A 24,262-nucleotide genomic window follows, 5' to 3' on the forward strand; every position below is an offset into this window, starting at 1 on the left:
GGTCAAGTCAACACCATGCGGGCCCGTGCCTCGCGGTTCGTCAAGGGTCGTTCGGCCTGCGTCGGGGTACCATCGTGGGCCGGAGGGCCGCTGATGTGAGGCATGATCTGGTCGGCACGACCGAGCCTGAAGTTACCTCCGCGGCAGGGAGGGATGAAGGTGTCTAAAACGGATCTGGTCGACACGACCGAGATGTACCTCAAGACCATCCTCGAACTGGAGGAGGAGGGCGTGCCGCCCCTGCGCGCCCGGATCGCCGAGCGGCTGGGGCAGAGCGGGCCCACCGTCAGTCAGACCGTCGCCCGGATGGAGCGCGACGGCCTGCTCACCGTGGAGGGCGACCGGCACCTGGCGCTCACCCCGCACGGTCGCAGCACCGCCGTGTCGGTGATGCGCAAGCACCGGCTCGCCGAGCTGCTGCTGGTCAACGTGATCGGGATGCCCTACGAGGAGGCCCACGAGGAGGCCTGCCGGTGGGAGCACGTGATGAGCGACGCCGTCGAGAAGCGGGTCTACGACCTGCTCAACCGGCCGACCCGCTCGCCCTACGGCAACCCGATCCCGGGGCTGGAGGCGCTGGGCACCCCCGGGCCGGAGACCCCCGACGCCGTCGAGGGTGAGCGCAACCTGGCGTTCCCCGGCCTCTCCGGGCCGGTCGTGGTCCGGCGGATCTGCGAGAGCGTGCAGACCGACGCGGACGTGCTGCGGCAGTTGCACGCGGCCGGCGTCGACCCGGGCGCGACGGTGATGGTGGCGCAGGAGCGCGACGGGGTGTCGATCGACCGCTCCGGCGACCGCGTCCGCCTCCCCCGCGAGGTCGCCTCCCGCGTCTTCGTCGCCGCCCACTGACCCACCCCACCCCCACACCCTCCGCGCGAAGGGTGTGGGGTCAGATGGCGCCGGTGTCGAGTTGCTTGGCCAGGGCGATGAGCGCGTCCGTGAGCTTGTCGGCGTCCGCCTTGGCCGTGTCGGCCGGGGTGGTGTAGCGGAGGGTGGCGAGGCGGCCCTCGGTGGCCAGCCAGCCCACCTCCGCGACCGGGCCGAAGGCACCCTTGGCCGAAAGGGTGCGCCGGTACGCCTTCTGGCCCAGCCCGGTGACCTTGCCCGCCTTCTCCGGCACCACGTCCGCGGTGAAGGTGGCCGCGTCGATCGACGCCTCGGTGACGATCAGCGTCAACTCCGGCAGGGTAGCCTGCTCGGCGCGGACCACGCAGGTGTGGCTGTCGCCCGTCTCGCTGGCGGCGGCGATGTCGAAGCGGACCCCCGCGTGCTGCTCGATCACGCCGAAGTCCAGCAGCCGGCACGCCCCGCCCGACGAGGCGGCCGCCACGTCGACCGCGATCGGTGCGGGAGGCGGCACCGCCACCGGTTCGGCCGCCTCCGCGCCGCAGCCCGTCGTCAGCAGTACGGCCACCCCGGCGCCCACGATCCGCCCCCGCACGACCACTCCTCCACAGTCCACCCCGACGTGTCCGCCGGACACCGTACGGCCTGCCCCGCCCCTCGCGGTAGCCCTCGATCAGCCGGTCGCCGTCAGTCGTCGACGTACGGGCAGTGCCGACAGCCGCGACCGCAGCAGGTGCCGCGCCGGGCCAGGAACCCCGCGCTCAGCACGAACAGGCCGGTGGCCGGGTCGAGGTAGCCGGCCTCACCGGCAGCCAGCGCGGCGGCGTGTGCGGCCAGGATCCGCTCCCGATCCGGATGCTCCGGCGGCAGCCGGGACGGGTGTGGCTCGGTCAGCGGCCGGTCCGCCAGCGGTCGTCGCTCTCCGGTCACCGGCGCAGTCTAGAGAGCGGTCAGCCGTGCCGGGCCAGGGCGGCGGCGACCTCCTCGCGGCCCGCGCCGCCCGCGAGCAGCAGCCGCAGCAGCACCTTCGCCTTGTACGGGTCGAGCAGCCCACCGTCCAGCAGGCCCCGGCGGCGCAGGTCCGTCTCGGAGCCGACCGCGCCATAGGTGTGCCGCAGCACCGAGCCGGCACCGGTGCGGGAGGTGAGCACCACTGGGATCCGTTCGGCCAGCGCGCCGAGCACCGGGGCCAGGACGGCCGGGACGTGCCCGACCCCGAAGGCGGCGACGACGAGCCCGTGGTGGGTGTCGGCGACCCGGTCGAGCAGCCCGCCGTCGTCGTCGAGCGTCACGGTGTGCAGCGCGACCCGGGTGGCGTCGAGCCGCGCCGGGTCGACCGGCGGCAGCGGCTCCCGCCGGGACGGGCGGGCCAGCACGCGTACGCGCCCCTCGACCACGTGCCCGACCGGGCCGGCGTTCGGCGAGGCGAACGTGCCGGTGCTGGTGCTGTGCGTCTTGCGTACCCAGCGGGCGGCGTGGATCTCGTCGGCGAACGCGACCAGCGCCCCCAGGTCGCGGGCGGCGGGGGCGGCGGCCACGCGGGCCGCCGCGAGCAGGTTCGCCGGGCCGTCCGGGCCGGCGAGGGTCGGGTTGCGCATCGCGCCGGTGAGGACCAGTGGCGCGGCGTGCGGCCAGACCAGGTCGGCCAGGAACGCCGACTCCTCCAGCGTGTCCGTGCCCTGGGTGACCACCACACCGGTCGCCCCGTCGGTCACCGCCCGCGAGGCGGCGTCGACCACGTCGAGCAGTTGGCGGTACGTCAGGTGCGCGCTCGGCACCGCGTGGGTGTCGCGGACCTCCAGCGGCAGGCCCAGCTCGTCGAGGCCCGGCACGGCGGCGGTGAGGTCGGCGCCGGTCAGCCGGGTGACCACCCCGGCCCGGCCGGGGTCCACCCCGCCCATCGCGATCGTGCCGCCGAGGGTGAACAGGGCGATGGACACGCCGGGGCCTCCCGTCCGCCGCCATGGCAAGGCGGCCCGCAAGAACGTACCCTCCGGGTCGGATAACCGGTGGCGTCGGTCTGCGGGCGGCCCCGCCGGCGCTGGTGGTTCCGACGGCGGCGGGGGCGTCCTGCTCCGCCACCAGCGCGTCCACCACTGGCGGGCCGCCCGGTCGGGTGAGGCCGGATTCCGGGCGGACGGAAGCACGTTGGTTTTCCGTTCCGCCCGGCCTATGGTGGCTCCATGTGTTCGTTCGGTCAGCAGAGGAGCACCGCCGTCGTGGTGACGGCGGCGTCGGCTGCTGCCCGTCGGCGTGCCCTGTCGGTGACCGTCGAGACCCGGGTGGTGCGATCCGCGGTCGCGCCGTCGCCTGCCGGCGCGGTGGCCTCCGGACTGCCGAGCCCCGTCCCCGCCGGACGTAGCCCTCCGTGAACCGCTTGCAACTGTGCGAACGGCCACCAGGGCGAAGCTTCTCAGCTTCGGCCCTTTTCTTTTTTCAGAGGGAGCTACGCCATGACCACGCACACCCAGCCGGACCAGCAGTGGCTCGATGAGCTGCGGGCGACACTGACGACCGACTTCGAGGCGCAGACTGTCCGGCTCACGCAGCTGACGGCCGACACCGGCGACCCGGGCGAGGCGCACACCCAGAGCGCGATGATCGCCGCGACCCGGCAGAGCCTGGACCAGATCACCGGGGCGCTGCGGCGCATCGCCGACGGCCGCTACGGCATCTGCGAGAAGTGCGAGGCGCCGATCCCGCGGGAACGCCTGGAGGTGCTGCCGCACGCCCGCTTCTGCGTGCCTTGCCAGCAGAAGCAGTACTGACGGACGGGGCCAGGGCTGCCTCGTCGGCGGAGGCAGCCCTGGCAGCCGGGGTCAACCCCACCAGGTCATCGCCTGGCCGTGCGTGCGGGTCCAGGCGAGGGGCACGCCGTCGAGCGACAGCACGTTGTGCAGCGCCTCGCCCGGTTCCTCGGGCAGCGCGTCGTGGGGCAGCACGCCCGGCGTCTCGTTCGCGATCCAGTGGCCGGGCAGTCCGCGTACCACCTCCGCGAACGCCGCCCGGCGCGGCGCCGGCACCTGGTAGAGCACGGAGGTGTGGAACACCACCAGCGTCGCGCCGGGCGGCGCCTGCGCGGCCAGTGCGGGCAGGTCGTCCACCAGGTCGCCGCGCGCGAGCAGCGGCGGGTCGGTCGCGGCGACGGCCGCGGCGGCCCGCAGCCGGGCGCGGCGGTGCGCCTGCTCCGGCCAGACGAGGGCGTCGAGCCAGGCCACGTCCGCGGGGTCGGTCACCCGCAGCGGGTTCAGGTCCAGGCCGGCCCGCCACACCACCGCGGGTAGCCGGTCCGGCGGCGCGGTGCCGGTGAGCGCGCATTCGAGGACCGGCTGGCCCGCACCGAGCAGGTGTTCGCCGTAGCGGTAGGCGTACCGGTCGGGGTAGAGGCAGAGCCCGGCGGACGCGCCGACCTCCAGCAGCGCCAGCGGCTGCGGCAGCGCGGCGAGCACCGGCAGCAGGACGGCACACCGCCCCGGCTCGTTCGTCTGGACGGCCCGGGCGCGCAGTTCGGCCTCGATCGTCGGCCAGTTCGCCAGCGTGAAGTCATGGAACGCGGCCGGGTCGTCGACGGGCCCGCCGAGCAGTCGTACGACACCGAACAGCAGGTTCGGCTGCCGCTTGGCCGGCGGGAGCATTTCGACCAGCGCGAGAAGTTCCTCGTCACGGGAGGCCGCGAGAGAGAGGCGCTCGTACGTCGGCGACACGCCGCGCGCCTCACGGGTGCCGAACTCGACGTAGCTCTCGGCGGTTGTCATGTCGATGATCGCCAACTAGGTCACCGGCTCCCGCTTGACCCACTGATCCAGGGCCCGCGTGAATTCGATCACCGCAGCCTTGGCGGAGGGCGGCATCGACGTCCGGGACGCTTGGCGGTACTTCAGGCACACCGCGAGGTTGTTGACGCGAAAGTAGACACGCACGTCGCGGTCGTGCCAGCCGTGCTCGTCGAGGTCCCCCTCTTCGGAGATGTACGCCTCCTCGCCGATGCCGGGAAGCCGCTCGCCCTCGGTAGGACAGCCACCCAGGTTGGCGGGGAGTAGGGGGGCCTCCACGTCGAGCTGGGTGAGTTCCCCGTCGTCGGGATCCTGGCCGGGCTCCCATTTGCAGCTGTTCGTGGCCTGGTGTGCGGACCAGAGCTTGGCCTTGGGAATCAACGGCGCAATGACCTCGGGGTGGTCGGCCAGGTACAGGCACACGCTCGGTGGAGTCGTGAACCGTCTGGCCGACGGCGATGCGGACGAGGCTGCGGGCGTGGTGGCCGACGGGCTGCCGGACTGTTGGTCCCCACCCCGGCCGGTCTCCCGATTCGGCGTCCCGTCCGGCGCGAGCGCGTAGCCGGTCGCCAGTGCGCCGGCCGTCAGGGCTATGGCGAAGATGATTGCGGCAATGCGCGTGGGCGCGACACGCCGGGCACGCGGGCCGTTCCCCTCGGACAGCAGCGGCTCGGTCAGCTTCTTGGTCGCCCCTGCGGCCTGCTCATTGGCTGGCATGGTGACGCGAACCGTCGGGTGGTCGCCGGCCGGGACGCCGACGGCGACCTCCCGCAGACGCTCCGCGGCCACATCGGCAGACAGCCGTTCGTCCGGGCGACGCGCCATCAGGCCGAGCAGCGTCGGACTCAGCAGACCAGCACGTTCAGCCGGCCCGGGGTCGCGGCTCAACACGGCAGCGACCAGTTCTGCTGGATCGTCCGAGTCGTACGCGGGCCGACCTTCGACTGCGAAGTACAGCGTCGCACCGAGCGACCACAGATCGGATGCCGGATCGGCACCCTGCCCGGTCAGCCGCTCGGGCGCCACATAGCCCAGCGTGCCCATGACCGAGCCAGTCCCGGTGAGACCCCGGGTGGCGCCGATGACCGCGGCGATCCCGAAGTCCGTGAGTACGGCGCGCCCGTCCCGGCCCAACAGGACGTTCTGCGGCTTGACGTCGCGATGCAGGATGCCGGCAGCGTGAGCGACCCGCAGTGCCGCAAGCAGTTCCTCGCCGATCTCCGCGGTCCGCCGCGGACTCAGCGGTCCGTCCTCGCGCACCACCGAGTAGAGAGACGACCCCTCGACCACGCCCATCACGATCCACGGGTGGCCATCCTCGATCAGAACATCGTGAATGGTCACGATGCCGGGGTGGTTCAACCGCCCGGCCGCCCGTGCCTCGGTTATCGCGCGCTCTCGGAGCGCCTCATGTTCAGATTCGCTCAGGCCCTCGGGCAGTCGTAACTCCTTCACTGCCACGTCGCGGTCCAGCAGGGTGTCTACAGCTCGCCAGACCACCCCCATGCCCCCGCTGCCGATCGGCTTGGCCTGCAAGACATACCGGCCCCCGGCCAGGGTCCGCCGCTCCTCCGCCATGTTCGGAAGGATAGCCAGCGTCAGCCGGCGAGAAAGCCATCGAGGGTTGTTGCTCCCGCAGCCCCAACTCGACACCTACCTGCTGCCCGGTGCGGTCGGAGATGCCCGGCGGCGACGCCTCATATTGTCCGCTTCTGGTGACGCGGCTCCCTGCGCCGCGAGATCTCCGCCAGGTGCTGGCGCTGATGCTGCCGCACCATCTCGTCCCAGACCTCCTGGTCGTAGTCGGGGTCGGGCGGGATCCACTTGTGGGAGCCGTCGCTGTAGTGGAAGCGCTCGTCGCCCCGCCGGATCACGCTCACCGCACCCACCCGAGGAAGCGCCGGTGCAGCAGCCCGGCCGGCACCCAGGTCAGGTCCTCGGCCGCCCAGACCAGGTAGGACCCCATGTAGAGGGCGAGCAACACCGGCGCGCCCTCGAACTCGGCGTGCAGTTCCCTGCGCCGGGTCTGACACGGCCAGGGCGCGTCGCAGCCGCCGCAGGTCCACAACGGAAGGACCGGGCCGTGGGCGGTCACGACAAGCCGTCCAGGAACAGCCGGGTGGCGACGCGGGCACGCCAGCGGGCGGCCCATTCCGCCTGATAGCAGGGGTACGGCGCCAGCCGCGCCCACCACCAACGGCACCCGGCGCACAGGCCGTCGACGCCGGGCAGATGCACCGACAGGATCTGCCCGACCTGATCCTCCGTCACTGCTGCTCCTCCCCCGGCCAGTGACCTCGACGTATCGGCGTGCGGTGGCGGACTCGGCAGGGCAACTCCGACCCGCACCGGCAGACCCGACGCCACCGCCGCCAAGACCAGACCGGCCGGTGCCGACGGGCCAGAGTGAGCGCCACCGCCAGCAGGTAGTCGTCGTACGACACACGCCTTGGCATCCGAACTCCTGGCGACCTGTCCCGCCGTCAAAGGCGAGCCCTGCTTGCCCACACGTGAGCTCGTATGAGTTGTCAATCTGTAAGTGACAATAGCAAAGACGGGACCACACTTACCTTCAGGCCGTGAAGCGACCGCGCTTGTACGGGCCCGGCGAGTTGGCCGCCCTGTTCGGCGTGTCACGACAGCGGGTCCTACAGATCACCCGCAGGCCCGGCTTTCCTGAGCCTGTCGCCCGCCTGATCGGGACGACCATCTGGGACGCGGACGAGGTGGACGAGTGGGCCAGGCACAATCGCCCGCCCCGCCCGACCGAGGGCGACGAGGACCGTTGATAACGCGCTGCCGCTGAGTCTGGCTCGCCGATGGCGGCCTTCAATCGCGCCCGGGCGCACAGACCAGATCGAGACATCAGCTCGTCCGTGCTGATGTCCCACGCCTGCGCAGACAGCCGGCCTAGCGGAGATCGACCTCGATCCCGTCCTCGGCGAACCACCGGAGAAGCTGGTCGAAAGTGGGGGCAGATGCTGCTCTCCGCCCAGAGTCAGGGGCCAGATGGGTTCGCGCCACTTCGGCGTCATGCCAGATCAGGCGGAACGGCCACTCGGCGCCCCATCCTCCGGTCGTGCAGTCATGCAGGGCGTCGGCGTTCCAACCGAAGTAGCCACCCGGGCCATTGATCGCCTCGCCGACGGCGCAGTAGAAACCCTCCAGGTCGGTGATGTGGCGTCCATCTAGGTGGTACGTCGCTCCGGCCGGCTTGTCGGCTCCTTCCGGCCGGTGATGGGCCAGTGCCGCGCCCGCCCACTGGTGCCGCAGTACGGAGTCGTAGCGCGCCCACAGGCCGACCTCTGCCGGGCGACCGGCATGCCAGAGATCCCAGATCTGCCGGGCCCCGGTGGGCATGGGGTCGGCGATGGCGCTGTCGAGCGTGACGTCGAACAGTCCGTTCCCAAGAATCGAGGGCCGGACGCCAGTCACTTCGGCGTTGATCCAGGCCCCGAGCACGCGAGCCGCGACGCCGTCTGCGGCGACGCCGTAGAACGAGGCGCTGATCCGGCGGCGGCGGAGAGCACCACCAGGGTTGCCGGCCCCTCGGGACAGCGCGTCCAGAGCGGCTCGCAATGTCGGCTGCGGCTGGCATCCGACCAGCGTCGCTCCCGGCCAGCCGGACGGCGTTTCCACGAAGAGTCCGTCGATGTCGGCACAGACCGCGAGTGCCGGTTCCCCTTCGGTGGATTCGTCCACCAACAGCCATCGAAGCGGAACTGCCCTGTTCCAGCGCCATCGCACGACCAACGGATCCGCCTGCTCATCGGTCACGCCGCGACTGTACCGTCCCCTCGGTGACGCGCCGCCACATTGCTGCTGTGCCCCCGTCGACGACTCCAGGCGAGCGCCACCGGCTGCCCGTACACCCGCGCGACGCACGCCGCCCCACGACGCGGATGCCTCCCACCCAGGTCGGGTGGGAGGCATCCGTTCTAGTTGCTCACTCGATCCGTCGACTGCCTGCGTCTCACGGGATTGACGGAGACGAGCGTCAACTCATCGACGTCAGCTGCAGCCGCTGGTGGAGCCGCAGCCCTCGCAGACGTAGCAGCTACCGGCCGGGCGCATCTTCGTACCGCAGGTGAAGCAGAGCGGCGCGTCGGCGGCCTTGCCGATCACGGCCTCCAGCAGCTCCGTGCTGGAACCCACGGACGGTGCCGGCTTGACGGCGGCGACGTCCGCGACCTCCTGCGCCGGCTGCGCGATCGGCCCGGTCTTGGGCTCGGTCGGCGCTTCGACCGGGGCGGAGGCGGCCATCGCGGTGAGGTCCGCACCGTTCGCCTCCGCCTCCGCCTCGGCCGCGAGCTGGGCGGCCCGCTCCTTGGCGGTGAAGATGCCCAGCTCCGCGCGGCGCTCGTACGGCAGGAAGTCCAGCGCCAGGCGACGGAAGATGTAGTCCATCACCGAGGCGGCCATCCGCACGTCCGGGTCGTCGGTCATGCCGGCCGGCTCGAAGCGCATGTTGGTGAACTTGCTGACGTACGTCTCCAGCGGGACGCCGTACTGGAGACCGATGGAGATGGCCACCGAGAAGGCGTCCATCACGCCGGCCAGGGTCGAGCCCTGCTTCGACATCTTGAGGAAGACCTCGCCGAGGCCGTCGTCCGGGTAGGACGACGCGGTGAGGTAGCCCTCGGCGCCGCCGACCGAGAAGGAGATCGTCTCCGACGGGCGCTTCTTCGGCAGCCGCTTGCGCACCGGGCGGTACTCGACGACCTTCTCGACGACCTTCTCCACCTCGGCGGGGGCGGCCTCGGTGGCCTTGTTGGACTTCGCCACCGAGAGCGGCTGGCCGACCTTGCAGTTGTCCCGGTAGATCGCCAGCGCCTTGAGGCCGAGCTTCCAGCCCTCGAAGTAGATCTTCTCGACGTCCTCGACGGTGGCCGCCTCCGGCATGTTGACCGTCTTGGAGATGGCGCCGGAGACGAACGGCTGGATGGCCGCCATCATCCGCACGTGACCCATCGGGGCGATGGACCGCTCGCCCATCGCGCAGTCGAAGACCGGGTAGTGCTCCGGCTTGAGGCCGGGGGCGTCCACCACGTGGCCGTGGTCGGCGATGTGCTCGATGATCGCCTCGACCTGCTCCTCCGGGTAGCCGAGGCTGCGCAGGGCGCGCGGCACGGTCTGGTTGACGATCTGCATCGAGCCGCCGCCGACCAGCTTCTTGAACTTGACCAGCGCCAGGTCCGGCTCCACACCGGTCGTGTCGCAGTCCATCATGAAGCCGATGGTGCCGGTCGGCGCGAGGACGCTGGCCTGCGAGTTGCGCCAGCCGTTCTTGTCACCGATCTTGTTGCCCTGGGTCCACTGCTTCGTGGCCTCCCGCTGGATCGCGGTGGCAACAGTGCCGGCCGGCTTGATCGCGTCGTTGGCGGCGGCGTGCTTGCGCATGACCCGCTTGTGCGGCTCGGCGTTGCGGGCGTAGCCGTCGTACGGGCCGACGACACCGGCCAGCTCGGCCGAGCGGCGGTAGGCGGTGCCCGTCATCAGCGAGGTGATCGCCGCGGCGACCGAGCGGCCCTGCTCCGAGTCGTACGGCAGGCCCGACGCCATCAGCAGGGCGCCGAGGTTGGCGTAGCCGATGCCGAGCTGCCGGTAGGCGCGGGACGTCTCGCCGATCTTCTCGGTCGGGAAGTCGGCGAAGCAGATCGAGATGTCCATCGCGGTGATGACGAACTCGACCGACTTGACGAACTTCTCCACCTCGAAGCCGCCGTCGGCGCGGAGGAACTTCATCAGGTTCAGCGAGGCCAGGTTGCACGAGGAGTTGTCCAGGTGCAGGTACTCCGAGCACGGGTTCGACGCGGTGATCCGCCCGGTCTCCGGGCAGGTGTGCCAGTCGTTGATGGTGTCGTCGTACTGGAGGCCGGGGTCGGCGCACTCCCAGGCGGCCTGGGAGATGGAGCGGAACAGGTTCTTGGCGTCGATGGTCTCGATCACCGCGCCGTCGAGCCGGCCGCGCAGGTCGAAGCCGCCGCCGTTCTCCACGGCGGTCATGAACTCGTCGGAGACGCGGACCGAGTTGTTGGCGTTCTGGTACTGCACGCTGACGATGTCGGCGCCGCCCAGGTCCATGTCGAACCCGGCGTCGCGCAGCGCGCGGATCTTGTCCTCCTCGCGCGCCTTGGTGACCACGAACTCCTGGATGTCCGGGTGGTCCACGTCGAGGATGACCATCTTCGCCGCGCGCCGCGTGGCGCCGCCGGACTTGATGGTGCCGGCGGAGGCGTCCGCGCCGCGCATGAAGCTGACCGGGCCGGAGGCGTTGCCGCCGGAGGAGAGCAGCTCGCGGGAGGAGCGGATCCGGGACAGGTTGACGCCGGAGCCGGAGCCGCCCTTGAAGATCAGCCCCTCCTCCTTGTACCAGTCGAGGATGGAGTCCATCGAGTCGTCGACGGCCAGGATGAAGCAGGCGCTGACCTGCTGCGGCGAGGGCGTGCCGACGTTGAACCAGACCGGCGAGTTGAAGCTGAACACCTGGTGCAGCAGCATCCAGGTCAGCTCGTGGGCGAAGACCTCGGCGTCGGCCTGGCTGGCGAAGTAGCCGTACTCCTCACCGGCGGTGCGGTAGGTGGTGACCACCCGGTCGATCAGCTGCTTGAGCGACCACTCCCGCTCCGGGGTGCCCACCGCGCCCCGGAAGTACTTGGTGGTCACGATGTTCGCCGCGTTGACGCTCCACGACTCCGGGAACTCGACCCCGCGCTGCTCGAAGTTGACCGAGCCGTCGCGCCAGTTCGTCATCACGACGTCGCGGCGCTCCCAGGCGACCTCGTCGTAGGGGTGCACCCCCTCGGTTGTCCAGACCCGCTCGACCTTGAGCCCCGCGCCGGCCTTGCTCCGTGCCCTGCTCGTCGTCACACCATCCCCCGACATCTCATCCGCCCCCTCGTCCGCGCGGCCAACTCGCCACGCGATCCGACTGTCATCAACTGCGAAAACTTCAACTGGTACGGCCGGCGGCCTCGGCCGCGTCGGCCCCGGCGCCCTCCCGGGCGCGTGCGGCGGCCCGCAGCGTCTCGATCTCCCGCTCGAAGTCGGCGAGCGAGTCGAACGACCGGTAGACGCTGGCGAACCGCATGTAGGCGACCTCGTCCAGGTCCCGCAGCGGGCCCAGGATGGCCAGCCCCACCTCGTGGCTGGGGATCTCGGCGGCCCCCTTGGCCCGGACGGTCTCCTCGACCTTCTGCGCGAGCAGCGCGATCGAGTCGTCGTCCACCGGCCGGCCCTGGCACGCCTTGCGCACCCCGCCGATGATCTTCGTGCGGCTGAACGGCTCGGTGACCCCGCTGCGCTTGACGACCGCGAGGACCGCCTCCTCCACCGTGGTGAACCGCTTCCCGCACTCCGGGCAGGACCGCCGCCGGCGGATCAACTGGCCGTCGTCGGCCTCCCGCGAGTCGACCACCCGGGAGTCCGCGTGCCGGCAGTACGGACACCGCATCGGCCCGACCTCCTTCATCGACTGCGGGCACGCCGACCGCTCTCCGGGCACGCGTCAGCGCGACGGAGCCATCTGTCGATGGTCTTCGCCGTGTCGACGGTACGGGAGTGCGGTCGGTAGTCGGACCCAACCTGTAGGCGACTTACGCCCGTGTGACTACTACATCTAGGGGTCGACCGTATGCCGCCGACGATCCGCGGTCAAGTTGAGCGGCGTGTCCGGCGCGTCACCGCCATCCGGAGTCGACCGGCCGGCGTCGCCCGCCGCAGAACCAACTGTCCGGCGCCCCCCGGGGTTATTCGTCCGGTCGCGGCGAAACGCCGCCGATCGGGCAGGCGTCGAACACCCGTTCGACCCGACGTACCATTTATCAGAACGCGAGCACGAGCAGGGGCGCTTTTCACCCCGACACGCCGAGGTGATGTCGTACAGACGTTTGAAAATGACCGATCTCACCTATACGGTCATGAACAACCGGGCGCGGATCGTTCCGCCACCGGTCACCACGCACCGCCGCACGCACCACGAGCCGCCAAGGCACCCAGCGCCGACCAGGGAGGACGGACGTGACCGAGGACCGGGCCAGCCGGCCGAAGAGCCCGCAGCAGATCACCGAGGCGGGCCCGCCGGCCACCCGACCCCGGAGCGCCGCGCGCAGCCGGGCCGGGCAGCCCGCCGTGCGCCCGGTCACCCCGGTGGTGAGCGCCTTCCCCGACCCGGCGACGGTGGATCTCACCGCCCGGCAGCGGCGGATCCTGGAGTTCATCCGCACCTGGGTGGACCGGCACGGCTATCCGCCGAGCGTGCGCGAGATCGGCGAGGCGGTCGGCCTGGTGTCGCCGTCCAGCGTCGCCTACCAGCTCAAGGAGCTGGAGAAGAAGGGCTTCCTGCGCCGCGACCCCAACCGGCCGCGCGCCGTGGACGTCCGGGCCCCCAACGACGTCGACGACGAGCTGACCCGCTCGCAGCGCCCCGCCCCGGCGTACGTGCCGATGCTGGGCCGGATCGCGGCCGGTGGCCCGATCCTGGCCGAGCAGGCCGTGGAGGACATCTTCCCCCTTCCCCGCGAGCTGGTGGGTGAGGGCGAGGTCTTCATGCTCCAGGTCAAGGGCGACTCGATGCTCGACGCGGCGATCTGCGACGGCGACTGGGTCGTGGTCCGGCAGCAGCCGACCGCCGAGTCCGGCGACATCGTCGCCGCGATGCTCGACGGCGAGGCGACGGTCAAGACCTACCGCCGCCGTGACGGGCACGTCTGGCTGATGCCGCAGAACCCGGCCTTCGACCCGATTCCCGGCGACGACGCGACCATCATGGGCCGGGTCGTCGCGGTGCTGCGCCGCATCTGACCCCGTGACGCCTCCGGAGCGGTCGCCGACGGCGGCCGCCCGGGGACGTCAGTAGCGGTCGCCCCGGTAGCCGCGGCCGCCGCCCGGCGCGTGGCCGTTGGGGCCGCCGCGGCCGTCGTCGTAGCCCTGGTCGCGCCGGCGGGCCGGCCGCTGGCCGCGAGGATCCTGCTCGCCGCCGCGACGGGGCGGCTCCGCCCGGCCACCGCCGCCGTAGACGCCGGGGCCCGGTTGGCCCCCGCCGCCGTAGACGCCACCACCGGGACGGCCGCCGCCACCCTGCCGGCCACCGCCGCCACCGCCTGCCGGACCACCGGGGCCCGGCGGCCGGCCGCCACCGTAGGCGCCACCACCGCCACCGGCCGGGCGGCCGCCACCGTAGACCGGGCCGCCGGCCGGGCGGCCACCGCCGTAGACCCCGCCGCCGGCCGGCGCGGCCCCGCCGCGACCACCGCCGGCCGGGACCGCCCCGCCCCGCCCGCCACCGGGCGCACCGCCGTAGACGCCACCGGAGGGCGCGCCACCGTAGACGCCGCCCCGCGCCCGGTCGCCCGGCGGCAGGAAGTCGTCGTCCGCCGGGCCCCGCGGGCCGTCGGCGAGGTCGTCGCGGTCCGGCTCGTCGGCGTCCCGGCGCGGGGTGGCCGGTCTGCGCCGGGCCCGCAGGATGCCGAATACGCCGGCGGCCACCATCAGCGCGCCGATCACGCCGACCGCGGCGATGATGTACGTGATGTCGCTCAGGCTCAGGCCGTCGAGCCACGACTGCCCGGCCGCCTTCTTCGGCCCGTCGCCCTCGCCGGCGATCGGCTTCGCGCCCTCGGCGGACGGGGTGTAGCTGAGGATCTCCACCGGCTCGGCCTCGTCGAGCTGGCCGCCGTCGGAGACGGTGAGGAACGTCTTGCCGTCCGGGGTGTAGGCGATCGCCTCACCGAACGGATCGGTCAGCGCCGTCACCCGGGGTTTGGTGGAGGTCAGGGCCGCCACGATGTCGCCGCCGGACACGTCGTACTCGAAGGCGTCGGCGTAGGTGCGCACCACCACCCGGGACCCGTCGGGGGAACGGGCGGCTCCGGTGATCGCCACGCGGCCCGGAGCGCCGAGCCGGTTGTCCGTGTCCGTCCTCGGCAGGGCGATCTCGCCGACCTTCTTCATCGGCACCGCCTCGGTGTCCCCGCTCTTCATCTTCGCGGCGGGGGTGAAGATCTGCGCCTTGCCCGACATCACCTTGGTGATGATCAGCGGGTTGCCGTCGTCGCCGATGAGCAACGCCTCGGCGTCGTGCGGCTTGCCCTCGGGGTAGGAGAGCCGGTGCAGCACCGGCCGCTTGGACCCGTTGACCGGCATGCTCCACAGCGCCACCCGCTCGCGGCGCTCGCGGCTGGTGACGTTGTCACCGGTGTCGGCGATCCACAGGGTCTGACCGTTCGGCGAGAGCGCCAGGTCCTCCGTGTCGAACGGCCCCTGCCCCGAATAGCGGACCGGCTCCTTCGAGATCTCGCACTTGGCGTCGAGGAAGAAGACCCGCTTGCGGCTCTCCACCTCGGTGCCGTCGTTGATCACGATGTAGCCGCTCTTGGTGGCCACCAGGCCGGACAGCTCGCGCAGCCGCTCGTCGGTCACCGTGCACCGCTTCTTGCCGGCGGCGGCCGTGAGCGGGGAGGAGGCCGAGGCGGGCGCCGCCAGGGCGACCCCCGCACACGCCACGGTCGCCCCCAGCAAGCCGAGGGCGACCGTGACCGAAGAAACAGTGCGGCGCATTGAATCAGTGTCGCATGCCGCAGGTTTCCGCCGGGTGACGCCGGAACGCCGTTACCGTGCGGACGCGACCGCCTGGCTCTCCGCCGCCGCTCGGAACGGGGCCAGCTCGGCGGCGAGCGCGTCGCCCACCCGGACGTGCACCAGCGTCCCCTCGGGCAGGTGGGCGGTGCTCAGCACCTCACCCTGCCGGTGCACCCGCGCCACCAGGTCGCCCCGGTCGTACGGGAGCACCGCGCGGACCTCCACCGCCGGGCGGGGCAGCCGCTCCTCGACGGCCTCGCGCAGCCCGTCGATTCCGCGCCCGGTGTGCGCGGAGGCGAAGACCGCCTCCGGCCAGAGCCGCTTGAGCCGCAGCAGCGTCTCCTCGTCGGCCGCGTCGGTCTTGTTGACCACCAGCAGCTCGGGCAGCCGGTCGGCGCCCACCTCGGCGAGCACCTCACGGACCGCGCGGACCTGCTCCTCCGGATCCGGGTGGGTGCCGTCGACGACGTGCACCACCAGGTCGGCCTCGGCCACCTCCTCCAGCGTCGAGCGGAACGCCTCGACGATCTGGTGCGGCAGGTGCCGGACGAAGCCGACGGTGTCGGAGAGGGTGTAGAGCCGCCCGTCGGAGGTAGTGGCCTTGCGGGTGGTCGGGTCGAGGGTGGCGAAGAGCGCGTTCTCGACCAGCACACCCGCGCCGGTCAACCGGTTGAGCAGGCTGGACTTGCCGGCGTTGGTGTAGCCGGCGATGGCGACGGCGGGAACGGCGTTGCGGGACCGGCGGGCGCGCTTGGTCTGGCGTACGGTCCGCATGGCCTTGATCTCCCGGCGCAGCCGGGCGATGCGGTGGCGGATCCGGCGCCGGTCGGTCTCCAGCTTGGTCTCACCGGGACCACGCAGTCCCACGCCGCCGCCGGCGCCCCCGCCGCGACCGCTACCACCGGTCTGCCGGGAGAGCGTCTCACCCCAACCGCGCAGGCGGGGCAGCAGGTATTCGAGCTGGGCCAGCTCGACCTGCGCCTTGCCCTCCTTGCTCTTGGCGTGCTGGGCGAAGATGTCGAGGATCAGCGCGGTGCGGTCCACCACCTTGACCTTGATGCGCTGCTCCAGGTTGCGCAGCTGGGACGGCGACAGCTCGCCGTCGCAGATCACCGTGTCGGCGCCGCTGGAGAGCACGACCGAGCCGAGGTCGTCGACCTTTCCCCGGCCGATGTAGGTGGCCGGGTCGGGGCGGTTGCGCCGCTGGATCAGCCCTTCGAGCACCTGCGAGCCGGCGGTCTCCGCCAGCGCGGCCAGCTCGGTGAGGCTGTTCTCGGCGTCGTTCTGGGTGCCCTCGGTCCAGACCCCCACCAGGACCACGCGCTCCAGGCGCAGCTGGCGGTATTCGACCTCGGTGATGTCGGCGAGCTCGGTGGAGAGGCCAGGGACCCGCCGCAGCGCCTGCCGCTCGGACAGCTCGAACTCGCCGGTGGTGGCGTCGAGCTCGTCGTCGGTGTAGGGGAGGTAGGTCTCCTGGTTGGTCAAGCCGGTCTCCTGTCCGTTCTGTCACGTACCGAGCAATCCTGACATGTGTCAACGCCGGACGCACCCGCTATATGCCCGCGTGAAACGCCACAAAAGCGGGGGCGGCCGGTGGGCCGGCCCGGGTGGGCGAGTAGAAATGCGGTGCGAGCCGCTCAGCGTCGACGGAGGGATCCTGTGTCAATCACCCGACTTCCGAGTGCCGGATTCTCGATCACCATCCGGATCGCCGTGCCCGCGGACGCGTCCTCCATCGGCCGGCTGACCACCTCCGTCGGCGAGGCCGGCGCGATCGTCACCGCGCTCGACGTGGTCGACTCCGACCCGACGCACGTGATCGTCGACCTGACCTGCGACACCGCCGACGCCGCCCACGCCGACCAGGTGGTCGACGCGCTGACCGCGCTCGACGGCGTGGACGTGCGCAAGGTCTCCGACCGGACGTTCCTGCTGCACCTCGGCGGCAAGATCGAGGTCAGCTCGAAGGTGGCGCTGCGCACCCGCGACGAGCTGTCCCGCGCGTACACCCCGGGGGTGGCGCGGGTCTGCCAGGCGATCGCGGAGAACCCGGCCGACGCCCGACGGCTCACCATCAAGCGCAACACCGTGGCCGTGGTCAGCGACGGCTCGGCCGTGCTTGGCCTGGGCAACCTCGGGCCGGCGGCGTCCCTGCCGGTGATGGAGGGCAAGGCGGCGCTGTTCAAGCGCTTCGGCGGGGTGGACGCCTGGCCGGTGGTCCTGGACACCCAGGACACCGACGAGATCGTGCAGATCGTCAAGGCCATCGCGCCCGCGTACGGCGGGATCAACCTGGAGGACATCGCCGCGCCGCGCTGCTTCGAGATCGAGGCCCGGCTGCGCGAGGCGCTGGACATCCCGGTCTTCCACGACGACCAGCATGGCACCGCGATCTGCGTGCTGGCCGCGCTGACCAACGCGCTGCGCGTCGTGGGCAAGCAGCTCGCGGACGTCCGGGTCGTGGTCTCCGGCGCCGGCGCGGCCGGCACCGCGATCATGAAGCTGCTGCTGCGCCAGGGCGTGGGCGACATCATCGCGTACGACCGGCAGGGTGCCCTGCACCGCGGCCTGACCGGGCTCAACCCGGCCTGGCAGTGGCTGGCCGACCACACCAACAAGGACAACTACGCCGGTGACCTGCCCGGGGCGGTACGCGACGCGGACGTCTTCATCGGCGTCAGCGCGCCGAACCTGCTCACCGGCGACGACATCGCCATGATGGCCAAGGACTCCATCGTCTTCGCGCTGGCGAACCCGGACCCGGAGGTCGACCCGCGCGAGGCGCGCAAGCACGCCGCCGTGGTCGCCACCGGCCGTTCCGACCAGCCGAACCAGATCAACAACGTGCTCGCCTTCCCGGGTGTCTTCCGCGGCATGCTCGACGCGCACGCCGAGGAGTTCACCGAGGAGATGGCGATCGCCGCCGCCCGGGCCATCGCGGACGTGGTCGGCGAGGACAAGATCAACCCGACGGTGATCGTGCCCAGCGTCTTCGACTCCCGGGTGGCCCCGGCGGTCGCCGCGGCGGTGCGCGCCGCCGCCCAGAACCCGGCCCCGGCCCCGGCCGCGGACCCCGGCCCGGCCGACCTCCCCGAGATCGCCGCCGAGGCCAGCGCCACCCCCTGACGCCCCACACCCCGCCCTGCCCCGTCCCGCCCCGGCGATCTCGCACCGCGTGGGGCGGGAGGGCAGGAGGGGCTGGGGTCAGGCGGGCGTGGTCAGGGCGGCGGGGTCGACCTCGCCGACCGCGACCAGGACGGCGGGGCCGGCCAGCCAGCAGGAGTCCTCGGTGACCGTGACCGTGAGGCGGCCGCCGGGGACGTCCACGGCGATCACCCCGGTGTCCCGGCCGGCGTCGCGCAGGGCCACGGCGGCCACCGCGCACGCGCCCGTGCCGCAGGAGAGCGTCTCGGCGGAGCCGCGCTCGTACACCCGCATCAGCACGTGCCCGTCGGCGCCGTCGACCGGCTCGCCGGGCGCGGTGAACTCGACGTTCACTCCGGCCGGGAAGGCAGCCGGGTCGAACTCCGGCGCGCGGGTGAGGTCGAGGCCGGTCAGGTCCAGCCCGGTCGGGAGCGCGCAGACCAGATGCGGGTTGCCGACGTCCACCGCCGCACCCGGCAGGGTCAAACCGCCCAGGGTGGCGGTCGAGGCGTCGTACACCCGGGGGCGGCGCATCTCGACGGCGACGGCGTCCCCCTCGACGCGCGCGCGCACGAGGCCGGCCCGGGTGGCCACCGGCACCGCCGCGCCGACCGGCGTGGCCAGCCCGGACGTGACCAGGTAGCGGACGAAGACCCGAGCACCGTTGCCGCACATCTCGGCGAACGAGCCGTCGGAGTTCCAGTAGTCCATGAACCACTCGGCCTCGCCGGCCAGGGCGACGCCCTCGGGGTGTTTCGCCGCCCGCACCACCCGCAGCACGCCGTCGCCGCCGAGGCCGCGCCGCCGGTCGCAGATCGCGGCGACCAGCCCGGGTGTCAGGTCGAGCGCCCCGTCCGGGTCGGGCAGGATGACGAAGTCGTTGCCGGTGCCGTGGCCCTTGGTGAACTCCACGCCCCCATCATCGCGCAGCGGCCGGCAGCAGGCGCAGGGCGGCCGGGATCAGGTCCGGCGCGGCCGAGTCCAGCCAGTGGATCCGCTGGTCACGGCGGAACCAGGAGCGCTGCCGGCGGACGAACCGCCGGGTGGCCCGGACCGTCTCGTCGTGCGCCTCGCCCTCGGTGATCTCCCCGGCCAGGAAGCGCAGCACCTGCTGGTACCCGAGCGCCCGGCTGGCCGTCCGCCCCTGCGGCAGGCCGTGACCGACCAGCTCGCGGGTCTCGGCGACCAGGCCCTCGGCCCACATCCGGTCCACCCGCAGCGCGATCCGCTCGTCCAGCAGCGCCGTGTCCAGGTCCACCCCGAGCTGCACGGACGGGTAGTACGGCGTCGGGCCGGGCAGCGACGCGGTGAACGGCGCCCCGGTCAGCTCGATGACCTCCAGCGCCCGGACGATCCGCCGGCCGTTGGTGGGCAGGATCCCCGCCGCGGCGGCCGGGTCGGCCTCCCGCAGCCGGGCGTACAGCGGGGCCGGGCCAGTCTCGGCCAGCTCCCGTTCGAGCCGCTCGCGGGCCGCCGGGTCGGTGCCGGGGAACTCGAACCGCTCCAGCACCGCCCGCACGTAGAGGCCGGAGCCGCCGACCAGCAGCGGCACCCGGCCCCGGGCCAGGATGTCGTCGACCGCCGCGCGGGCGAGCCGCTGGTATTCCGCCACGCTCGCCGGCTCGGTGACGTCCCAGATGTCCAGCAGGTGGTGCGGCACCCCCTCGCGCTCGGCCGGGGTGAGCTTCGCGGTGCCGATGTCCATGCCCCGGTAGAGCTGCATCGAGTCGGCGTTGACCACCTCGCCGTCGAGGGCGTGCGCGAGCGCGATGCTCAGTGCGGACTTCCCGGCCGCCGTCGGCCCGACCACCGCGACCACCGTCCCGACCGGCGGGTGGCCGCCGCCGGCGTCGGCCGGCCCGGTCACGCCGGCTCCCAGGTGGCCACGAAGTAGGCCACGCCGTAGGGCGCCGCGTCGTAGGTCAGTTCACCGTGCCAGCGTCCGCCCGCCACGCCCGCCGCGCCGGCGAGCACCTGCCAGGCCGCCCGACCGGCGACCTTCAGCTCGGCCGACAGCACCGGGTCCAGGCCGTGCAGGGCGGCGGCGTCCGCGTCGGCCAGGGCCCGGGCGACCCCCTCGTCGTACGCCTGCGCGCGCGGGTCGTCGTAGCCGGGCGCCTTCTCGCCCCGGCAGGCGGACCCGTCCCCCGTCACCAGCAGCGCGACCCTGCCCTCGGCGCGGCGCACCAACTCCGCCCCGAGCGCGGCGCACTCGCCGGGGGCGGCGTCGGCGGCGACCGACGTGGCGAACCGGGGCAGGTCGGTCCCCGCCCTGCCGAGCAGCCACGCGCCGACGGTCAGGCTCAGCGGCAGCCGCTCCCCGCCGCCGCAGTTGGTCTTCCACAGCCGGACGTGGCGGTCGACACCGTAGGCGCGCAGGGAGCCGTAGTCGGCGGCTCGGAAGCGGACGGTCTCCGGCCCGGCGCCGACCAGCACGATCTGGTCGGGCGAGGCGGAGAGCAGCCGGCCGACGGCCGCGTCGCAGGCCGTGCGGAGTTCGTCCAGCTCAGCGGCGGCGGCACCGGCCACCTCGGGCACGAGCAGGGGCGGATGCGGGCAGACTGCGGCGGCGACCAGGGGCACCCGTTCACCGTAGCGGGACCCCCCGGTGCGTCCCCGCGCCGATCCGGTCATTCGGGGGCTAGGACACCGTATGGTCACGGTCGGCGATAGGCGCTCGACGCGGACGGGGTCGGACCTGTGACAATGCCGGGAGTAACTTTGCTGCGCCGTGGCGGCGATCGTGGGACCGGTCCCCGACGCCGGGAGAACGAGGATGGGCACATGAGCGACTGGACGGCCTTCGGACGGGTGGACGCGGACGGCACCGTGTACGTCAAGACCGCCGACGGCGAGCGGGTGGTCGGATCCTGGCAGGCGGGAGCGCCCGAGGAGGGGCTTGCCCACTTCGCCCGCCGCTTCGACGACCTGGTGACCGAGGTCAACCTGACGGAGGCGCGGCTCAACTCGGGTGCGGCGGACGCCGGCCACTCGCTGACGACGATCCGCCGGATCCGCGCCTCGCTCGCCGAGGCGCACGTCGTCGGCGACATCGACGCGTTGGCCGCACGGCTGGACCGGCTCGCCGCCGTCGCCGAGGAGAAGGCCGGCGAGGCCAAGGCCGCCCGGGACGCCGCCCGGGGCGAGGCGCTCGCCCGCAAGCAGGCGCTGGTGGAGGAGGCGGAGAAGCTGGCCGCCGAGTCGACCGGCTGGAAGACCGCCGGCGACCGGCTCAAGGAGATCCTCGAGGAGTGGAAGACCATCCGCGGGGTCGACAAGAAGACCGACGGTGAGCTGTGGAAGCGGTTCGCCGCGGCCCGGGACGGCTTCACCCGCCGCCGGGGCGCCCACTTCGCCTCCCTGGACTCCCAGCGCAAGCAGGCGCAGTCGGTCAAGGAGGAGCTGGTCGCCGAGGCCGAGAAGCTGAAGGACTCCACGGACTGGGCGGCGACCGCCAACCAGCTCAAGGACCTGATGAACCAGTGGAAGGCCGCCCCGCGCGCCTCCAAGGAGGCGGAGCAGAAGCTCTGGGAGAGGTTCCGGGCCGCGCAGGACGAGTTCTTCACCCGGCGCAGCGAGGTCTTCTCGGCCCGCGACAACGAGCAGCGGGCCAACCTGGAGCGCAAGCAGGCGCTGCTCGCCGAGGCCGAGGCGCTGGACGTCGACGGCGACCCGAAGGGCGCGCAGGCCAAGCTGCGGGAGATCCAGGCGCAGTGGCACGAGGCCGGCCGGGTGCCCCGCGAGGCGGCGGCCGGGCTGGAGCGCCGGCTGCGGGCGATCGACGACAAGGTCCGCGAGGTGATGGACTCCGCGTGGCGACGCACCACCAAGGAGGACAACCCGCTGCTGGCCCAGATGCGGACGCAGGTCGCCGAGGCCGAGGAGCGGCTGGCCCGGGCCCAGGCGGCCGGGGACGCCCGGCGGATCAAGGAGGCCGAGCAGGCGCTCGCCTCGAAGCGGCAGTTCCTCCAGCTCGCCGAGCAGGCCGGCTGAGCTGAGCCACGCGAAAGCCCCCGGTCCGCACGGACCGGGGGCTTTCGCGTGTCCGGGTGTCCGGGCTGCCGCCGACGACGGTGGGATCGGCCGGCCCGTCGTGGGTCAGTGGGCGGCGCAGCCCGTCGTCGGCGCGGGCGCCGCGGCCGGCGCGCCGATCGTGGGCAGCCCGAGCAGCACCCCGGGCGTACGCGGGGAGCGCCCCGCCTCGGCCGCGTCGCCGGCCCGGGTGCGCCGGTGCGACAGCGGCTCACCGTCGGCGTTGAGGTGGTGCGGGGCCGCGTACGTGACGGTGGTGTGCACGATGTCGCCGGGGCGGATCTGCCCGGCGAGGGAACCCGCGTCGAAGTGGACGAGGCGGCCGTCACGGGCGCGGCCGGACATCCGGCCGGTGCGCTCGTCCTTGCGCCCCTCGCCGACGGCGACCAGCACCTCGGCGGTCTCCCCCACGAGCCGCTTGTTCTCCGCCCACGTGATCTCCTCCACGCAGGCGACCAGCCGCTCGTAGCGTTCCTGGACGACCTGCTTGGGGAGCTGGCCCTCCATCGTGGCGGCGGGGGTGCCGGGGCGCTTCGAGTACTGGAAGGTGAACGCGGAGGAGAACCGGGCCTCGCGGACCACGTCGAGGGTGCGCTCGAAGTCGGCGTCGGTCTCGCCGGGGAAGCCGACGATGATGTCCGTGGTGATCGCCGCGTCCGGCATCGCCGCCCGGACCTTCTCGATGATGCCGAGGTAGCGGTCGGCCCGGTACGAGCGGCGCATGGCGCGCAGCACGTCGTCCGAGCCGGACTGCAGCGGCATGTGCAGCGAGTGGCAGACGTTCGGCGTCTCGGCCATCGCGGCGATCACGTCGTCGGTGAAGTCCTTCGGGTGCGGGCTGGTGAACCGGACCCGCTCCAGCCCGTCGACGTCGCCGCAGGCGCGCAGCAGCTTGCCGAAGGCGAGCCGGTCGCCGAACTCCACGCCGTAGGAGTTGACGTTCTGCCCGAGCAGGGTCACCTCCAGCACGCCCTCGTCGACCAGGGCGCGCACCTCGGAGAGGATGTCGCCGGGGCGGCGGTCCTTCTCCTTGCCGCGCAGGGAGGGCACGATGCAGAACGTGCAGGTGTTGTTGCAGCCGACGGAGATCGACACCCAGCCGGCGTACGTGGACTCGCGCCGGGTGGGCAGCGTCGAGGGGAAGACGTCGAGGGACTCGATGATCTCCACCTCGGCGGCGGCGTTGTGCCGGGCCCGCTCCAGCAGCACCGGCAACGACCCGATGTTGTGCGTGCCGAAGACCACGTCCACCCAGGGCGCCTTGCGGACGATCTCGCCGCGGTCCTTCTGGGCGAGGCAGCCGCCGACGGCGATCTGCATCCCCGGGTGCCTGTCCTTGACGGGGCGCAGGTGACCGAGGTTGCCGTAGAGCCGGTTGTCGGCGTTCTCCCGGACCGCGCAGGTGTTGAACACCACCACGTCCGGGTTGTCGTCGGCCTCGGCGGCGCGCACGTAGCCCGCCTGCTCCAGCAGCCCGGAGATGCGCTCGGAGTCGTGCACGTTCATCTGGCAGCCGTACGTGCGCACCTGGTAGGTGCGCGGGCTGCTCGCCGCTGCGGTAGTCATGACCCGGACAGCGTATCCGGGCGAGAATCCCGAACCGAACGAGGAGGAGCCGTGTGCCGGAGCATCAAGACCCTTCGTGAGCCGTACGTCGCCGAGGTGAGCCCGGCCGACGTCGAGGCCGCCGCCCTGCAGTACGTCCGGAAGATCTCGGGCTTCCGCAGGCCCGCCGCGCACAACGCCGCGGCCTTCGACGCGGCGGTCGCCGCGGTCGCCGCGGCCACCGCGACCCTGCTGAGCGAGTTGGAGGTACGCGGCGGCCGCTCCGCCCGCCCGGCGAGCTGACCTCGCCGCCCGCCGGGCCGACGCGGGGAGGCCCCGCGTGC

At 72.6% G+C, this 24,262-nt stretch carries 24 protein-coding genes; 7 read left to right on the forward strand and 17 right to left on the reverse strand.

Annotated elements, in window-relative coordinates; all coding sequences use genetic code 11:
- Positions 1 to 153 precede the first annotated feature (153 nt).
- Entirely contained in the window at positions 154 to 849 is a 696-nt protein-coding gene (locus tag ABZ793_RS08725; RefSeq protein WP_357454021.1) for a metal-dependent transcriptional regulator, read from the forward strand.
- A gap of 40 nt (positions 850 to 889) precedes the next feature.
- Here the strand turns inward: ABZ793_RS08725 and ABZ793_RS08730 are convergent, their stop codons facing one another.
- The 3 genes from ABZ793_RS08730 to ABZ793_RS08740 form a co-directional block, all read right to left on the reverse strand.
- Positions 890 to 1,441 carry a hypothetical protein gene (locus ABZ793_RS08730; RefSeq protein WP_357454024.1) on the reverse strand — a complete coding sequence of 184 codons (552 nt, stop codon included), beginning with the start codon at positions 1,439 to 1,441 and terminating at the stop codon, positions 890 to 892.
- 92 nt (positions 1,442 to 1,533) lie between these two features.
- Complete coding sequence (locus tag ABZ793_RS08735; protein WP_357454027.1) at positions 1,534 to 1,776, reverse strand: DUF5522 domain-containing protein; 243 nt, start codon at positions 1,774 to 1,776, stop codon at positions 1,534 to 1,536.
- A 20-nt stretch (positions 1,777 to 1,796) separates the two neighbouring features.
- Entirely contained in the window at positions 1,797 to 2,786 is a 990-nt protein-coding gene (locus ABZ793_RS08740) for an asparaginase (protein WP_357454030.1), read from the reverse strand.
- A gap of 513 nt (positions 2,787 to 3,299) precedes the next feature.
- On the opposite strand from ABZ793_RS08740, the gene ABZ793_RS08745 reads away from it, so the two are divergent.
- Positions 3,300 to 3,614: a TraR/DksA C4-type zinc finger protein gene (locus ABZ793_RS08745; protein WP_350710945.1), complete on the forward strand. Its 315-nt coding sequence runs from the start codon at positions 3,300 to 3,302 to the stop codon at positions 3,612 to 3,614.
- A gap of 51 nt (positions 3,615 to 3,665) precedes the next feature.
- Here ABZ793_RS08745 and ABZ793_RS08750 read toward each other — a convergent pair whose 3' ends face one another.
- From ABZ793_RS08750 to ABZ793_RS08770, 5 genes are all read right to left on the reverse strand, one after another.
- Entirely contained in the window at positions 3,666 to 4,601 is a 936-nt protein-coding gene (locus tag ABZ793_RS08750) for a DUF2332 domain-containing protein (protein WP_357454034.1), read from the reverse strand.
- Between the two features lie 15 nt (positions 4,602 to 4,616).
- The gene (locus ABZ793_RS08755) at positions 4,617 to 6,197 is read right to left on the reverse strand and encodes a serine/threonine-protein kinase (protein ID WP_357454037.1); all 1,581 of its coding nucleotides are present in this window, start codon (positions 6,195 to 6,197) and stop codon (positions 4,617 to 4,619) included.
- A 119-nt stretch (positions 6,198 to 6,316) separates the two neighbouring features.
- Entirely contained in the window at positions 6,317 to 6,499 is a 183-nt protein-coding gene (locus ABZ793_RS08760) for a hypothetical protein (RefSeq protein WP_357454040.1), read from the reverse strand.
- Positions 6,496 to 6,714 carry a hypothetical protein gene (locus ABZ793_RS08765; protein ID WP_357454043.1) on the reverse strand — a complete coding sequence of 73 codons (219 nt, stop codon included), beginning with the start codon at positions 6,712 to 6,714 and terminating at the stop codon, positions 6,496 to 6,498. The genes ABZ793_RS08760 and ABZ793_RS08765 overlap by 4 nt, the downstream gene beginning before the upstream one ends.
- Positions 6,711 to 6,890 carry a hypothetical protein gene (locus tag ABZ793_RS08770; protein WP_357454046.1) on the reverse strand — a complete coding sequence of 60 codons (180 nt, stop codon included), beginning with the start codon at positions 6,888 to 6,890 and terminating at the stop codon, positions 6,711 to 6,713. Before ABZ793_RS08770 ends, ABZ793_RS08765 begins: the two co-directional genes overlap by 4 nt.
- 308 nt (positions 6,891 to 7,198) lie before the next feature.
- On the opposite strand from ABZ793_RS08770, the gene ABZ793_RS08775 reads away from it, so the two are divergent.
- Positions 7,199 to 7,408: a DNA-binding protein gene (locus tag ABZ793_RS08775; protein WP_350710933.1), complete on the forward strand. Its 210-nt coding sequence runs from the start codon at positions 7,199 to 7,201 to the stop codon at positions 7,406 to 7,408.
- Positions 7,409 to 7,529: 121 nt separating this feature from the next.
- Here the strand turns inward: ABZ793_RS08775 and ABZ793_RS08780 are convergent, their stop codons facing one another.
- From ABZ793_RS08780 to nrdR, 3 genes are all read right to left on the reverse strand, one after another.
- Positions 7,530 to 8,396, reverse strand: coding sequence for a barstar family protein (locus tag ABZ793_RS08780; RefSeq protein ID WP_357454049.1), 867 nt, complete (start codon positions 8,394 to 8,396; stop codon positions 7,530 to 7,532).
- A 234-nt stretch (positions 8,397 to 8,630) separates the two neighbouring features.
- Positions 8,631 to 11,504: a vitamin B12-dependent ribonucleotide reductase gene (locus ABZ793_RS08785; protein WP_357454052.1), complete on the reverse strand. Its 2,874-nt coding sequence runs from the start codon at positions 11,502 to 11,504 to the stop codon at positions 8,631 to 8,633.
- A 67-nt stretch (positions 11,505 to 11,571) separates the two neighbouring features.
- Positions 11,572 to 12,072 (reverse strand): transcriptional regulator NrdR, encoded by a 501-nt coding sequence (gene nrdR / locus ABZ793_RS08790; RefSeq protein ID WP_121395973.1) that lies wholly within the window; start codon positions 12,070 to 12,072, stop codon positions 11,572 to 11,574.
- A 566-nt stretch (positions 12,073 to 12,638) separates the two neighbouring features.
- Between nrdR and lexA the strand changes: the two genes are divergently transcribed.
- Positions 12,639 to 13,421 (forward strand): transcriptional repressor LexA, encoded by a 783-nt coding sequence (gene lexA, locus ABZ793_RS08795; protein WP_357454056.1) that lies wholly within the window; start codon positions 12,639 to 12,641, stop codon positions 13,419 to 13,421.
- A gap of 48 nt (positions 13,422 to 13,469) precedes the next feature.
- On the opposite strand, the gene ABZ793_RS08800 is transcribed toward lexA, so the two are convergent.
- Both ABZ793_RS08800 and hflX read right to left on the reverse strand, forming a co-directional pair.
- On the reverse strand, positions 13,470 to 15,176 hold the full coding sequence (locus ABZ793_RS08800; RefSeq protein ID WP_357454059.1) for a hypothetical protein: 1,707 nt from the start codon (positions 15,174 to 15,176) through the stop codon (positions 13,470 to 13,472).
- Between the two features lie 51 nt (positions 15,177 to 15,227).
- Complete coding sequence (gene hflX / locus ABZ793_RS08805; protein ID WP_357454062.1) at positions 15,228 to 16,682, reverse strand: GTPase HflX; 1,455 nt, start codon at positions 16,680 to 16,682, stop codon at positions 15,228 to 15,230.
- Positions 16,683 to 16,856: 174 nt separating this feature from the next.
- On the opposite strand from hflX, the gene ABZ793_RS08810 reads away from it, so the two are divergent.
- Entirely contained in the window at positions 16,857 to 18,323 is a 1,467-nt protein-coding gene (locus ABZ793_RS08810; protein WP_357454065.1) for an NAD-dependent malic enzyme, read from the forward strand.
- 78 nt (positions 18,324 to 18,401) lie between these two features.
- Here the strand turns inward: ABZ793_RS08810 and dapF are convergent, their stop codons facing one another.
- From dapF to ABZ793_RS08825, 3 genes are read right to left on the reverse strand one after another with little or no spacing between them, the layout of a single operon-like run.
- Positions 18,402 to 19,253: a diaminopimelate epimerase gene (dapF, locus tag ABZ793_RS08815; protein WP_357454068.1), complete on the reverse strand. Its 852-nt coding sequence runs from the start codon at positions 19,251 to 19,253 to the stop codon at positions 18,402 to 18,404.
- A 7-nt stretch (positions 19,254 to 19,260) separates the two neighbouring features.
- Positions 19,261 to 20,208, reverse strand: coding sequence for a tRNA (adenosine(37)-N6)-dimethylallyltransferase MiaA (miaA, locus tag ABZ793_RS08820; protein ID WP_357454071.1), 948 nt, complete (start codon positions 20,206 to 20,208; stop codon positions 19,261 to 19,263).
- Entirely contained in the window at positions 20,205 to 20,975 is a 771-nt protein-coding gene (locus tag ABZ793_RS08825; protein WP_357454074.1) for a class III extradiol dioxygenase subunit B-like domain-containing protein, read from the reverse strand. The genes miaA and ABZ793_RS08825 overlap by 4 nt, the downstream gene beginning before the upstream one ends.
- Before the next feature lie 150 nt (positions 20,976 to 21,125).
- On the opposite strand from ABZ793_RS08825, the gene ABZ793_RS08830 reads away from it, so the two are divergent.
- A complete protein-coding gene (locus ABZ793_RS08830; RefSeq protein WP_357454077.1) occupies positions 21,126 to 22,334 on the forward strand; it encodes a DUF349 domain-containing protein in 1,209 nt (402 codons plus the stop codon).
- Between the two features lie 105 nt (positions 22,335 to 22,439).
- Here the strand turns inward: ABZ793_RS08830 and miaB are convergent, their stop codons facing one another.
- On the reverse strand, positions 22,440 to 23,939 hold the full coding sequence (miaB, locus tag ABZ793_RS08835) for a tRNA (N6-isopentenyl adenosine(37)-C2)-methylthiotransferase MiaB (RefSeq protein WP_357454080.1): 1,500 nt from the start codon (positions 23,937 to 23,939) through the stop codon (positions 22,440 to 22,442).
- Between the two features lie 51 nt (positions 23,940 to 23,990).
- Here miaB and ABZ793_RS08840 point away from each other — a divergent pair, with 51 nt between their 5' ends.
- Positions 23,991 to 24,221, forward strand: coding sequence for a DUF2277 family protein (locus ABZ793_RS08840; protein WP_357454083.1), 231 nt, complete (start codon positions 23,991 to 23,993; stop codon positions 24,219 to 24,221).
- Positions 24,222 to 24,262 lie beyond the last annotated feature (41 nt).

Source organism: Micromonospora sp. NPDC047465 (assembly GCF_040643125.1).
Taxonomy (GTDB): Bacteria; Actinomycetota; Actinomycetes; order Mycobacteriales; family Micromonosporaceae; genus Micromonospora.